The following is a 12,919-nucleotide window of genomic DNA, read 5'->3' as shown; positions in this document are numbered from 1 at the left end:
GGTCTCATACTCCGGGCCGCATCCCTCACTGGGTTGCGGCCCGGAGTTTTTTCGTACCCACCCGCTTCGTATCCACCGCGTCCTCGAGGAGTTGCCGCCATGGCGCTCGATCCCTCCTTCATCGGGCGGACCTATCCGCCGACCGAGCCCTACGAGGTCGGTCGCGAGAAGATCCGTGAGTTCGCCGTCGCCGTCGGTGACCACAACCCGGCCTACACCGACCCCGAGGCGGCCACGTCGCTCGGCCACCCCGACGTGATCGCCCCGCCGACCTTCCCGTTCCTGATCACCTACCGGGCCGCGGCCCAGGTGGTGGAGGACCCGGAGCTGGGCCTGGACTTCACCCGGGTGGTGCACGGCGACCAGAAGTTCACCTACACCCGCCCGGTGCGGGCCGGCGACCGCCTGTCGGTCGACGTGACCATCGACAACATCAAGTCGCTCGCGGGCAACGACGTGCTCACCGTCCGCGGCGAGGTGACGGACGCGACCGGCGAGCACGTGGTGACGTCGGTCATGACCCTGGTGGCCCGGGCCGCCGACGAGGCGGGGGAGTGAGCCCGATGGCGATCAGCTACGACGAGGTCGAGGTCGGCACCGAGCTGCCGGCGCAGTCCTTCCCCGTGACGCGCGACACCCTGGTGCGCTACGCGGGCGCCTCCGGCGACTTCAACCCGATCCACTGGAACGAGAAGTTCGCCCTGGAGGTCGGACTGCCCGACGTCATCGCCCACGGCATGTTCACCATGGCCGAGGCGATCCGGGTGGTCACCGACTGGGTCGGCGACCCGGCGGCCGTGGTCGAGTACGGCGTGCGCTTCACCCGCCCGGTGCCCGTCCCGAACGACGGCGTCGGCTCGGTGATCGAGGTCTGCGGCAAGGTCGCCAAGCTCCTGGACGACCGCAAGGTCCAGGTCGACCTCGTCGCCACCTTCGGCGGCCAGAAGGTCCTCGGCATGTCCCGGGCCGTCGTCCGCCTCGGCTAGCCGCCGTACCGGGTGGAAGGGGTGCCGGGCGGTGCTCCTTCCACCCGTACGCTGGGGGGCGTGCTGGTAGAAAACGACGCCCCCCTTGCCCCGCTGACCACGCTCCGGCTCGGCGGGCCGGCCCGCAGGCTGGTCACCGCGCACACCGACGACGAGGTCGTCGCCGCCGTCCGCGAGGCCGACGCGGCGGGCGAGCCGCTGCTGGTGATCGGCGGCGGCTCGAACCTGGTGATCGGTGACGCCGGATTCCCCGGCACCGTGCTGCGGATCGCCACCACCGGCTTCGCGCTGGACGGGACGGTCCTGGAGCTCGCGGCCGGCGAGGTCTGGTCCGCGGCGGTCGAGCGCACCGTCCTCGACCACGGCCTGGCGGGCATCGAGTTCCTGGCCGGCATCCCCGGCTCGGCCGGCGCCACGCCGGTGCAGAACGTCGGCGCGTACGGCCAGGAGGTCGCGCAGACGATCACCGAGGTCGTCGCGTACGACCGCACCGCCGACGAGGTCGTCACGCTGACGAACGGGGCGTGCGGGTTCTCCTACCGGCACAGCCGCTTCAAGGCCGAGCCGGACCGCTACGTCGTGCTGCGGGTGCGCTTCGCCCTCGCGGACCACGACGGGCTCTCCAGCCCGGTCAAGTACGCCGAGGTGGCGAAGCACTTCGGCGTCGAGCAGGGCGAGCGGGTGCCGCTGGAGAAGGCCCACGACGCGGTGCTCGGGCTGCGCGCCGGCAAGGGCATGGTGCTGGACCCGGCGGACCACGACACCTGGTCGGCCGGCTCCTTCTTCACCAACCCGGTGCTCACGGCGGCACAGTACGAGTCCTTCCGCACCCGCCCGGGCACCGAGAACGCCCCCGCCTACCCGGCGCCGGAGGGCTGCACCAAGACCTCGGCCGCCTGGCTGATCGACAAGGCGGGCTTCGGCAAGGGCTACGGCACCGGCCCGGCCACGCTCTCCACCAAGCACACCCTGGCCCTGACCAACCGCGGCTCCGCCACCGCCGAGGACCTGCTCGCACTCGCCCGGGAGATCCGGGACGGCGTGCGGGCGGCCTTCGGGGTGGAGCTCGTCAACGAGCCGGTGATGGTGGGCGTGCGGCTCTGAGGCGGGCCTAGGACGCGTTCGCGGGGCCGTGCCCGTCGGCCAGCCAGGCGTCGATGTCCGCGAGGAGCTCCTTGCGGACGTCGTCCGGCGCGCACGAGCCGCGGACCGACTGGCGGGCCAGCTCGGCGAGCTCGGCGTCGGTGAAGCCCAGCACGTCACGGGCCAGGTCGTACTGGGCGGCCAGCCGGCTGCCGAACAGCAGCGGGTCGTCGGCGCCGAGCGCGAGCGGCACCCCGGCGTCGAACAGCTTCCGCAGCGGGACCTCCTCCGGGTGCTCGTAGACGCCCAGCGAGACGTTGGACGACGGGCAGACCTCGCAGGTGACCTGCCGGGTGGCCAGCCGCTCCATCAGCCGCGGGTCCTCGGCCGCCCGCACGCCGTGGCCGATCCGGCCCGCGCCCAGGTCGTCCAGGCAGTCCCGGACGGACCCCGGGCCGGCCAGTTCGCCGCCGTGCGGTGCGGCCAGCAGCCCGCCCCGGCGGGCGATCGCGAAGGCCCGGTCGAAGTCCCGGGCGAGGCCGCGGCGCTCGTCGTTGGAGAGGCCGAAGCCGACCACGCCGTGGTCGGTGTAGCGGACGGCGAGCCGGGCCAGCGTCCGGGCGTCCATGGGGGACTTCATCCGGTTCGCCGCGACCAGCACCCGGATGCCCACGCCGGTGGCCGAGGCGGCCTGCTCGACGGCGTCGAGGATCAGTTCCAGCGCGGGGATCAGCCCGCCCAGCCGAGGGGCGTACGAGGTCGGGTCGACCTGGATCTCCAGCCAGCGGGAGCCGTCGCGCAGCTCGTCCTGCGCGGTCTCCAGGACCAGCCGGCGGATGTCGTCCTCGTCCCGGAGCACCGAGCGCGCGGTGTCGTAGAGGCGCTGGAAGCGGAACCAGCCGCGTTCGTCGGTCGCCCGCAGCTTGGGCGGCTCGCCGGAACTGAGCGCCTCGGGCAGCCGGACGCCGTGCTTGTCGGCCAGCTCCAGCAGGGTGGCCGGACGCATCGAGCCGGTGAAGTGCAGGTGCAGGTGGGCCTTCGGGAGGTCCCTGACGTCTCGCGGATTCAACAGGCGTTCCATTGGCCGATACTGCCCTATCGGGCCCCCGAACGGGAACCGCCCTCCCTTCATCCCCCGATGGGGTGAAGGGAGGGCGGTTCCGCCGGTGAATCCGGCGCGTCGGATCGACGACGGCCCTCAGGCGGCCGTCAGCCGCGCGTCAGCCGCGCGTCAGTCGCGGGCCTCGCCGAGCAGCTGCTGGATCCGGCCGATGCCCTCGACCAGGTCGGCGTCGCCGAGCGCGTACGAGAAGCGCAGGTAGCCGGGGGTGCCGAAGGCCTCGCCGGGGACGGCGGCGACCTCGACCTCGTCCAGGATCAGGCTCGCCAGCTCGCTGGAGGTCTGCGGGCGCTTGCCGCGGATCTCCTTGCCCAGCACGCCCTTGACGGACGGGTAGGCGTAGAACGCGCCCTCGGGCTCGGGGCAGACGACGCCCTCGATCTCGTTGAGCATCTTCACGATGGTCTTGCGCCGGCGGTCGAACGCGGTGCGCATCTCGTGCACGGCCGAGAGGTCGCCGCTGACGGCGGCGATCGCGGCGCGCTGGGCCACGTTGGAGACGTTCGAGGTGGCGTGCGACTGCAGGTTGGTCGCGGCCTTGATGACGTCCTTCGGGCCGATCACCCAGCCCACCCGCCAGCCGGTCATGGCGTAGGTCTTGGCGACGCCGTTGACGACGATGCACTTGTCGGCCAGGCCGGGCAGCAGGGCCGGCAGCGAGGTGAAGGTCGCGTCGCCGTAGACGAGGTGCTCGTAGATCTCGTCGGTGAGCACCCACAGGCCGTGCTCCAGCGCCCAGCGGCCGATCTCCTCGGCCTCGGCCCGGGTGTACACCGCGCCGGTCGGGTTGGACGGCGAGACGAAGAGCACCACCTTGGTGTTCTCGGTGCGGGCGGCCTCCAGCTGCTCGACCGAGACCTTGTAGCCCGTGGTCTCGTCGGAGACGACCTCCACCGGGACACCGCCCGCGAGCTGGACCGACTCCGGGTAGGTGGTCCAGTACGGGGCCGGGATGATGACCTCGTCGCCCGGGTCGAGGATCGCCGCGAACGCCTCGTAGATCGCCTGCTTGCCGCCGTTGGTCACGAGCACCTGCGAGGCGTCCACCGCGTAGCCCGAGTCGCGCAGGGTCTTGGCGACGATCGCGTCCTTCAGCTCGGGCAGGCCGCCGGCCGGGGTGTAGCGGTGGTTCTTCGGGTCGCGGCAGGCCTCGACGGCCGCCTCGACGATGTAGTCCGGGGTGGGGAAGTCGGGCTCGCCGGCGCCGAAGCCGATCACCGGCCGGCCGGCCGCCTTGAGGGCCTTGGCCTTGGCGTCCACGGCGAGGGTCGCGGACTCGGCGATCGCGCCGATCCGGGCGGAGACCCGGCGGTCGGCGGGGCGGATGGAGGGGTCGGGCTGCGGGGTGGAAGCGCTCATGCCTGCATCGTCGCAGAACCGGGACGGACCGGGCAGCGCGGTTTCACCATCCGTACGGGCCCGTCCGAATCGCGGCCGCCGATGATCGGACGGTGATCGGGCGGGCATGCCGGACACCGTCCGGGCAACCGGTTCCCCGGCGAGAAGAGGTTCGACCAAACGGCCCCGGACCACGTACACTCACTGCTCGACGGCCACCGAAAACAACCGGAGCTTTCACCGCATGTGCAGACAGCGGCGGGAGATGCGGTAGGTTGGTCGCTACCGGAGCCGCGAGGCACCGTAGGGCAATAGCTCAATTGGTAGAGCACCGGTCTCCAAAACCGGCGGTTGGGGGTTCAAGTCCCTCTTGCCCTGCTGCTTGACCCGCATTCAGCCCGTTCGCTCCACAGAGCGAGCGGGCTTGATGCGGAGAGGGCACCGATCAGCACCGCTTTAGCCGGCTAGCACGTGCCCGACCGGGTGCGCAGGTGATGCTCGGCAGGACCCGGATTCAGGTGAGGACGAGTGACGGAGACCACGGGCTCCACCGCAACGCCTGAGAGCGGCAACCCCGAGGGTGCCGACGGCGCTGGCGAGAACACCCCTGCCGAGGGCGAGGCGCTCTCGCGCCGCGACCGCAAGCGCGCCAAGCGCTCGGGCGACAAGTCCGGCAAGCGGGCCAAGAAGGGCCTGTTCGCCCGGATCGGCCTGTTCTACCGCCAGATCATCGCCGAGCTGCGCAAGGTCGTCTGGCCCACCCGCGGCGAGCTCACCAGCTACACCACCGTCGTGGTCACCTTCGTCGTGGTCATGATGGCCCTGGTGGCCGGTCTGGACTACGGCTTCTCCAAGCTCAGCCTGCTGGTCTTCGGCTGACCGCGCCCGACCACCCGCGAAACGTCTCCCGACCCGGGCCGATCCTTCGGCCCGGGTCGAGTCGTCTGCGCAGCACGTACACGGCCGCTACCGTTGACTCGGTACTGTTGAAGTCTCCGGACATCCACCTGGCGCCCGCGCGAGCGGAGCGCGCGGGCGGCCGTAGCGGAGCGCGCCACCTTCACCATCTCCAGGAAAGAAGCAGCCACCGTGTCTGAGTCCCCCCTGTACGACGCCGACGAGACCGTCCGCGAGGCGGATGTCGCCGCCGAGCTGGACGCGGCCGAGCTGGCTGACGACGCAGAGTCCGCCGAGCAGATCGTGGACGCCGTGGACGGCGACGAGGACGAGGTCGAGGCGTTCGACGAGGCCGAGGCCGGCGAGCCCGCCGAGGAGGCCGCGCTGCACGTGGAGACCGTCGAGGAGCCCGCCGCCGAGGCCGAGGAGCCCGCCGCCGAGGCCGAGGAGGTCGAGGAGGCCGCCGAGGTCGACCCGGTCGCCAAGTTCCGCGAGGACCTGCGCTTCATGCCCGGCGAGTGGTACGTGATCCACACCTACGCCGGCTACGAGAACCGGGTGAAGCAGAACCTGGAGCAGCGCGCCGTCTCGCTGAACGTCGAGGAGTACATCTTCCAGGCCGAGGTGCCGCAGGAGGAGGTCGTCCAGATCAAGAACGGCGACCGCAAGACCATCCGCCAGAACAAGCTCCCCGGCTACGTCCTGGTGCGCATGGACCTCACCCCCGAGTCCTGGGGCGTCGTGCGCAACACCCCCGGTGTCACCGGCTTCGTGGGCAACGCCTACGACCCGTACCCGCTGACCCTGGACGAGGTCGTCAAGATGCTCGCCCCGGACGTCGAGCGCCAGGCGGCCAAGGAGGCCGGCAAGCCCTCGCCGGTCAAGCCGAGCGAGATCCAGGTCCTGGACTTCGAGGTCGGCGACTCGGTCACCGTCACCGACGGCCCGTTCGCGACCCTCCAGGCGACCATCAACGAGATCAACCCCGACTCGAAGAAGGTCAAGGGCCTGGTCGAGATCTTCGGCCGGGAGACCCCGGTCGAGCTGTCCTTCGACCAGATCCAGAAGAACTAGTCGTACGGTCTTCGGATTCGGGGCGGGGCCGTCGGCCCCGCCCCGAATCCGTTTTGGTCCAGCGGCGCGAACGCGTTAGCCTGGTCCGATGTGTGTGCTGGCGACCGGGTGTCGCCCCGGTTCCGCACGCACCAGCAATCACCTCTCGGAAGGACCCGGAGAGACATGCCTCCCAAGAAGAAGAAGGTCACGGGGCTTATCAAGCTCCAGATCAACGCCGGTGCGGCCAACCCGGCTCCGCCGGTCGGCCCCGCGCTGGGCCAGCACGGCGTCAACATCATGGAGTTCTGCAAGGCCTACAACGCTGCGACCGAGTCGCAGCGCGGCATGATCGTGCCGGTGGAGATCACGGTCTACGAGGACCGCACCTTCACCTTCATCACGAAGACGCCGCCGGCCGCGCGCCTCATCCTGAAGGCCGCCGGTGTCGACAAGGGCTCCAGCGAGCCGCACAAGACCAAGGTCGCCAAGCTCACGAGCGCCCAGGTCCGCGAGATCGCCACGACCAAGATGCCCGACCTCAACGCCAACGACCTGGACGCGGCGGAGAAGATCATCGCCGGCACCGCCCGGTCGATGGGCATCACCGTCGAGGGCTGATCCTCCCCGTCCCGTCAGGGACACATCCGGCTCAGCCGTCCCCCTGTGGTAGGGCCTGCGCAGGCCCGTCGAACACCACAACTCCAATCACCATTCAGGAGCAGCAGTGAAGCGCAGCAAGGCTCTGAAGGCCGCGGACGCCAAGGTCGACCGCGAGCGCCTTTACGCCCCCCTCGAGGCCGTCCGCCTCGCCAAGGCGACCAGCACCACCAAGTTCGACGGCACCGTCGAGGTCGCCATGCGTCTGGGTGTCGACCCGCGCAAGGCCGACCAGATGGTCCGCAGCACCGTGATCCTCCCGCACGGCACCGGTAAGACCGCTCGGGTCCTGGTCTTCGCGACCGGCGAGCGTGCCGAGGCCGCGCGTGCTGCGGGTGCCGACATCGTCGGTGCCGACGAGCTCATCGACGAGGTCGCGAAGGGCAAGCTGGACTTCGACGCCGTCGTCGCCACCCCGGACCTCATGGGCAAGGTCGGCCGCCTGGGCCGTGTGCTCGGTCCCCGTGGTCTGATGCCGAACCCGAAGACCGGCACCGTGACCCCGGACGTCGCCAAGGCTGTCAACGACATCAAGGGCGGCAAGATCGAGTTCCGCGTCGACAAGCACTCGAACCTGCACTTCATCATCGGTAAGGCCTCCTTCACCGACGAGCAGCTGGTCGAGAACTACGCCGCCGCGCTGGACGAGGTGCTCCGCGCCAAGCCGTCCGCCGCCAAGGGCCGCTACATCAAGAAGACCGCGTTCTCGACCACCATGGGCCCCGGCATCCTGGTGGACCCGAACCGCACCCGCAACCTCCTCGTCGAAGAGGACCCGGCCGCGGTCTGAGGCTGGGCGAGCGCGAGCGAGCTGAGCGGCGGATCCCGACCCGTGGTCGGTGCCGCGGTCTGAGCCCCCAGCGCTCCGGAACAGTCCGTCACGGCGGGCCCGCACTCCTTCGGGAGTGCGGGCCCGCCGTCGTTGCGTCGCGGGGCGCGTCGTACGCTCGGCCGGTCGGATCATGTGACCGACTCGTGTCGACCGCCGGAGTGTGCCGTGCTGCCGTCCGCCCAACGCCTCGCCGCCGTCGGGGCCGTCCTGTTCCTGCTCGGCGGCGCCACCGGGTGCAGCCTGCTGGCCGTCCCCGGGAACCGCACCCCCGGCAACGTCGCGGCGGCGGTGCCGCCCAGGCAGGTGGTGCTCGCGGCGGCCCAGGCGCTCGACGACGCCGGCGGGGCCAGGATCGACGTCGTGACGCAGGGCCCGGCCGGCCGCCGCACCGCGAGCGGCACGCTGGTCTGGGGCGACCGGGACGAGACCGACCTGAGCGTCACGGACGAGCTGGGCACCGGGCGGCTGACGGGCCGCGACGGCGCGTTCGACCTCGTCTACGAGGGCGGCGCGGCCAAGCACGCGGACCGCGCGGGCGTCGAGTCACTGGATCCGCGCGCGGACGCCTCGCCGGGCGGGTACGCGGGCGGCTGGACGAGCTGGCTGATCAGCGCCCCGGGCAGCACGGCGTACACGATGGTCCAGGCCGGGTCGCTCGGGTCGCTCGGCGCCGAGCAACTGGCCGGGACGACGGTCGCGCACTACCAGGGCACGGCGCCGGTGGCCGACTACTTCGGCGCGGACAGGAACCTGTCGGCCGAGCGGCTCGCCGGGGTGCTCGCCTACTACCGCGGGCTCGGTGTGACCACGATCGGGTTCGACGTGTGGGTCGGGCCCGGCAGCCGGCTGCTGCAGTTGCGCGAGACGGCCCGCGGGACCGGTGGAACCGTGGTCACCACGACGGACGTCTCCGCCCCCGGGGAGGGGGACGGAACGCCCTCCCCGACGGAGTGACGGGCACGCGGACACCCCCGCGTGCCGGTTCTGGCGATCCGTTAGAGTCCGCCTGAGCAGGAGCCGAAAATCGGCTCTTCAGCGGATCGTTCGGATCTTACGGGGGGACTCCCATGCGTGCTGTGCGTCTCGCTTCGGCCGTTGTCACGGCCGCCGTGCTGGTGGGCGGCGTGACCGCCTGCGGCAGCAGCGGCAAGAGCGTGGCCGACACCAAGGGCGGTGACACCAAGGCCGCGGGCGACGCCGTCGCCGGGGCGCTGGCCGGGGACCCGAAGGCCGCGCTGGCCGCCTCCGCGCTGGTGATGCAGAAGGCCGGCAACGGCAAGGTCGCCATGGTCGCCCCGGACGGCTCCACCCACACCGCCGGCAGCGGTGACGCCGACTGGAAGGACGCGGGCAAGACCGCCGTCGACCTCACCGGCGAGATGGACACCAAGAAGATGCGCATCCGGGTGGTCGGGGCCGACGTCTACCTCGGTGGCGGGGAGGCCGAGGCCGCGGTGCTCGGCGGCAAGCACTGGGTCAAGATGCCCCCCGGGAACGAGATGGGCTCCAGCATCCTGCTGATGAGCCAGATGCTCAACCCGGTCGTCCAGCTGACCCTGGCCGCGGCGAACAAGCCGACCAAGGTGGGCCAGGAGGCCGTCGACGGCACCCCGGCCACCCACATCCGCGCGGTGGAGGACGTCTCCACCATGGTGGCCGGCATGACGGGGCTCAGCCCGGAGCAGCGCCAGGCCGTCCAGAAGTCGCTGGAGCAGGACGGCAAGAAGATCACCGTCGACCTGTGGCTGGACGCCAAGCAGCAGCTCGTCCAGTTCCAGGAGTTCGGAGACAAGAACGGCGAGCACGACGCCGTCACCGTCAAGTACACGGGCCTCGGCACCGCGGCGAAGTTCGAGGCGCCCGCGGCGACCGACCTCGGCAACCCGGCCGACATCCTGAAGCTGCTCGGCTGAGCCGCCCGACCACCGGACTCACCTCGGAAGGACATCGCGAGCGCCTCGGGCAACAGCCCAAGGACGACACGTTCGCGGTCAGGGTCACCTGCTCGGACGACGGGTCCCCGGTGACCACCACCGCTTCGGACCCCTCCGACGCGGTGGAGCCGTCCGAGCGGGCGAAGATGGACGCGGGGGGCGCTGCCGGCTGACCCTGGCCCGGGTGGCATGGTGGCCGGAACAGCGAGGCCGCCGCGGCGGCGACCGGGCGGAGCGGCGACCCGGGGCGAAAGGGGACGGCGATGGCGGGACGGCGGCGGCTGACGGCCGTGGCGGTCGTCGTGCTGCTGGCGAGCGGGCTGACCGCGTGCGGCGGTGGCGGCGGCGCCGCGCCGACGCCCACCGGCAGCCCGACCCCGACCAGCGCCTCCCCGTCCGGGCCGGCCAAGCCGACCGACCGCTCGCCGCACGGCGTCCTGCTCTCGGCCGAGCTGGCCATGCAGACCGCCCGCCGGGCGAAGGTCAGCTACCGGCTGGGGGCCGACGCCGGCGCCGGGCCGCTGTTCTGGCAGCCCAAGACCGCGCTCCAGATCAAGCGGTCCACCCCGGCCGACGCCGAGCAGCTGATCGTCGTGGACACCGTCGCCTACCAGGGCGGCGACGCGGCCACCGCGGCCCGGCAGGGCGGCAAGCACTGGGAGCGCTTCTCCGTCCCGCCGGGCCCGGACGGCCACAAGGAGGTCCCGTACGCGGGGCTGATCGACCTGCTGAACCCGGTCGAGGCGCTGACCGCCGCGACCGCGGACGGCGTGGAGCCGCGGTTCGTCGCCGAGGAGAAGTTCGAGGACTCGACCGTCGAGCACTACCAGGTGACGACGACGGCGGAGAAGTACGCGGCCGTCCAGACCCAGCTGAGCCAGTCCCGCCGGGACGGGCTGCGGGCCGCGCTCGCCCCCGGGGGCTCGCTCTCGTTGACCCTGGACCTGTGGCTGAACGACAAGGACCAGCTGGTCAAGCTCCAGCGCACCGGCACCGGGGACTCCGGCCGGGCGGACGACTCGGTGCTCTACACCGACCTCGCCGGCGCCCTGCTCTCCGTCCAGGCCCCCGCCGAGACCGACACCGTGGACACCGGAACGCGCACGGTGTCCCCGCTGGCCCGCTGAGCCTCCCCGGCCCCGGGGGCGATTTGCCCCGGACGGCGGAGTCCGGTTACTGTTACCGAAGCCAAAGACCGCTGGTTGTCGCCGTGCGCCCGTCAGGGAGCCGGTGACCGAAGGATCTGCGCCCAGTGCGCAGGCAGCCCGCGCAGGTGTGTCTGGAGCTTCGACTTCCGGGTCCGCGTTCGCGCGAAAGCCCGTCGAGGTCGTCACGAGCCCCGTGCGCCTGCGCACCGGGGCTCATTGCATTTTCGCAAGAGCTTTCCTTCCGTCCGGCCGGTTCGAGGTGTGAATGGTCGACTTTCGCGGTCGGCCGGACTTCGACATCACGGAAGGAGGCGTAAGCCTATGGCCAGGCCTGACAAGGCTGCTGCCGTCGCCGAGATCACGGACAAGTTCCGTGGCTCCTCCGCGGCGCTGCTGACCGAGTACCGCGGTCTCTCGGTGAAGCAGGTCAAGACCCTGCGTCGCTCGCTCGGCGACAACGCCGAGTACGCCGTGGTGAAGAACACGCTGACCAAGATCGCGGCCAATGAGGCCGGGATCTCCGAGCTCGACGACCTGTTCAACGGTCCGACGGCTGTCGCCTTCGTCACCGGTGACCCGGTGGAGTCGGCGAAGGCTCTGCGTGACTTCGCCAAGGAGAACCCCGCTCTCATCATCAAGGGCGGTGTCCTTGACGGCAAGGCGCTGTCCGCCGATGAGATCAAGAAGCTCGCGGACCTCGAGTCCCGCGAGGTGCTGCTCGCCAAGCTGGCGGGTGCCCTGAAGGCCAAGCAGTCCCAGGCTGCCGCGCTCTTCCAGGCCCTGCCGTCGAAGCTCGTCCGCACCGTGGACGCGCTGCGCGACAAGGTCGAGCAGGGCGGTGCCGGTACGCCGGCTCCCGCCGCCGAGGACGACGCCGCCGAGTAATTCGGCAGGCTCACGCCTCGCTGCGGGCCCGTGCCCGCCCAACCCGTACATACGGCACCACCTGCCGATTTAGTGGAAGGACGCCATCATGGCGAAGCTGTCCCAGGACGAGCTGCTCGCGCAGTTCGAGGAGCTCACCCTCATCGAGCTCGCTGCCTTCGTGAAGGCCTTCGAGGAGAAGTTCGACGTCACCGCCGCCGCCCCGGTCGCCGTGGCCGGCATTGCCGCCCCGGGCGCCCCGGCCGAGGCCGCTGAGGAGCAGGACGAGTTCGACGTCATCCTCGAGGCCGCTGGCGACAAGAAGATCCAGGTCATCAAGGAGGTGCGCACCCTGACCTCCCTCGGCCTGAAGGAGGCCAAGGACCTCGTTGACACCGCTGGTGCCAAGGTCCTGGAGAAGGTTGCCAAGGACGTTGCCGAGAAGGCCAAGGCCGCCCTCGAGGGTGCCGGCGCCAAGGTCACCGTCAAGTGATCTCGGGCCCCCTCTGAGGGGGCTCCGGGCCGGGCCGATCACCCTTGCGGGTGGTCGGCCCGGCCTTTTTCGCGTTTCCGGCCCCGGGCCGGGACCACCGGTGTGGCCCATGGCTCACTCGGCACTGTCGGTGCCGGGGGGTATGGTGATCACCGTCATCGGGAGTAGCCCCCACCACGGCTTCTGTAACGCCGGAGGGGTTCCGATCGATAGACAGGGCGAGGTCCGCGCCGAAGGCGGGGCCCTTGACGAACCCGGCGCGGCGCGCGATTCTCGAGGCGCGAGTCTGCCCGGTTGGTGTGCGGCTGGATGCATAACCAGCGGCTCCGGCGGGAAGTGACTCCACGTGAGTTGAGCGGCCCGGCTTGGTCCGGGCCCGTGCAGTGCCCAGAGCAGTACCGGCGAGCTCCGCGCCCGCCGGCTACCGGGAGGAGTCTCCGATTCGGTTTCCGAATCAGAGCTGGACAGCAGTGTGCCTTTTGGCTACACTGTCCCTTTGCGCTGCCTGTTA

The 12,919-nt window shown here is 71.1% G+C and carries 14 protein-coding genes and 1 tRNA gene; 13 read left to right on the top strand and 2 right to left on the bottom strand.

The window, feature by feature from the left end; genetic code table 11:
• Positions 1–99 precede the first annotated feature (99 nt).
• From PUR71_RS30295 to PUR71_RS30285, 3 genes are read left to right on the top strand one after another with little or no spacing between them, the layout of a single operon-like run.
• Positions 100–558, top strand: coding sequence for a MaoC family dehydratase N-terminal domain-containing protein (locus tag PUR71_RS30295; protein WP_329930366.1), 459 nt, complete (start codon positions 100–102; stop codon positions 556–558).
• Positions 559–563: 5 nt separating this feature from the next.
• Complete coding sequence (locus PUR71_RS30290) at positions 564–986, top strand: MaoC family dehydratase (protein WP_329930365.1); 423 nt, start codon at positions 564–566, stop codon at positions 984–986.
• A gap of 60 nt (positions 987–1,046) precedes the next feature.
• Positions 1,047–2,090: a UDP-N-acetylmuramate dehydrogenase gene (locus PUR71_RS30285; RefSeq protein WP_329930364.1), complete on the top strand. Its 1,044-nt coding sequence runs from the start codon at positions 1,047–1,049 to the stop codon at positions 2,088–2,090.
• Between the two features lie 7 nt (positions 2,091–2,097).
• On the opposite strand, the gene PUR71_RS30280 is transcribed toward PUR71_RS30285, so the two are convergent.
• Positions 2,098–3,150 (bottom strand): adenosine deaminase, encoded by a 1,053-nt coding sequence (locus PUR71_RS30280; protein ID WP_329930363.1) that lies wholly within the window; start codon positions 3,148–3,150, stop codon positions 2,098–2,100.
• Positions 3,151–3,300: 150 nt separating this feature from the next.
• Entirely contained in the window at positions 3,301–4,548 is a 1,248-nt protein-coding gene (locus tag PUR71_RS30275) for a pyridoxal phosphate-dependent aminotransferase (protein WP_329930362.1), read from the bottom strand.
• 284 nt (positions 4,549–4,832) lie between these two features.
• On the opposite strand from PUR71_RS30275, the gene PUR71_RS30270 reads away from it, so the two are divergent.
• The 10 genes from PUR71_RS30270 to rplL all read left to right on the top strand — a co-directional run bounded on the left by PUR71_RS30270 (position 4,833) and on the right by rplL (position 12,408).
• Positions 4,833–4,905: transfer RNA gene (locus PUR71_RS30270), tRNA-Trp, on the top strand.
• Positions 4,906–5,055: 150 nt separating this feature from the next.
• On the top strand, positions 5,056–5,406 hold the full coding sequence (gene secE / locus PUR71_RS30265; protein ID WP_329930361.1) for a preprotein translocase subunit SecE: 351 nt from the start codon (positions 5,056–5,058) through the stop codon (positions 5,404–5,406).
• A 210-nt stretch (positions 5,407–5,616) separates the two neighbouring features.
• Positions 5,617–6,498, top strand: a complete 882-nt coding sequence (nusG, locus tag PUR71_RS30260) for a transcription termination/antitermination protein NusG (protein WP_329930360.1) — start codon at positions 5,617–5,619, stop codon at positions 6,496–6,498.
• A gap of 165 nt (positions 6,499–6,663) precedes the next feature.
• Positions 6,664–7,098 carry a 50S ribosomal protein L11 gene (gene rplK / locus PUR71_RS30255; RefSeq protein ID WP_329930359.1) on the top strand — a complete coding sequence of 145 codons (435 nt, stop codon included), beginning with the start codon at positions 6,664–6,666 and terminating at the stop codon, positions 7,096–7,098.
• A gap of 106 nt (positions 7,099–7,204) precedes the next feature.
• Entirely contained in the window at positions 7,205–7,927 is a 723-nt protein-coding gene (rplA, locus tag PUR71_RS30250) for a 50S ribosomal protein L1 (RefSeq protein WP_329930358.1), read from the top strand.
• A 207-nt stretch (positions 7,928–8,134) separates the two neighbouring features.
• Complete coding sequence (locus PUR71_RS30245) at positions 8,135–8,923, top strand: hypothetical protein (RefSeq protein WP_329930357.1); 789 nt, start codon at positions 8,135–8,137, stop codon at positions 8,921–8,923.
• 122 nt (positions 8,924–9,045) lie between these two features.
• Entirely contained in the window at positions 9,046–9,882 is an 837-nt protein-coding gene (locus PUR71_RS30240) for a hypothetical protein (RefSeq protein ID WP_329930356.1), read from the top strand.
• Positions 9,883–10,166: 284 nt separating this feature from the next.
• Positions 10,167–11,030: a hypothetical protein gene (locus PUR71_RS30235; RefSeq protein WP_329930355.1), complete on the top strand. Its 864-nt coding sequence runs from the start codon at positions 10,167–10,169 to the stop codon at positions 11,028–11,030.
• Between the two features lie 342 nt (positions 11,031–11,372).
• Complete coding sequence (gene rplJ / locus PUR71_RS30230) at positions 11,373–11,936, top strand: 50S ribosomal protein L10 (protein ID WP_329930354.1); 564 nt, start codon at positions 11,373–11,375, stop codon at positions 11,934–11,936.
• Between the two features lie 88 nt (positions 11,937–12,024).
• A complete protein-coding gene (rplL, locus tag PUR71_RS30225) occupies positions 12,025–12,408 on the top strand; it encodes a 50S ribosomal protein L7/L12 (RefSeq protein WP_329930353.1) in 384 nt (127 codons plus the stop codon).
• Positions 12,409–12,919: the final 511 nt, after the last annotated feature.

The organism is Streptomyces sp. SP17BM10, assembly GCF_036322405.1.
Classification (GTDB): Bacteria; Actinomycetota; Actinomycetes; order Streptomycetales; family Streptomycetaceae; genus Kitasatospora.
Note: the sequence above shows the minus strand (reverse complement) of the source record. Positions and strands in the feature narration are given on the sequence as shown.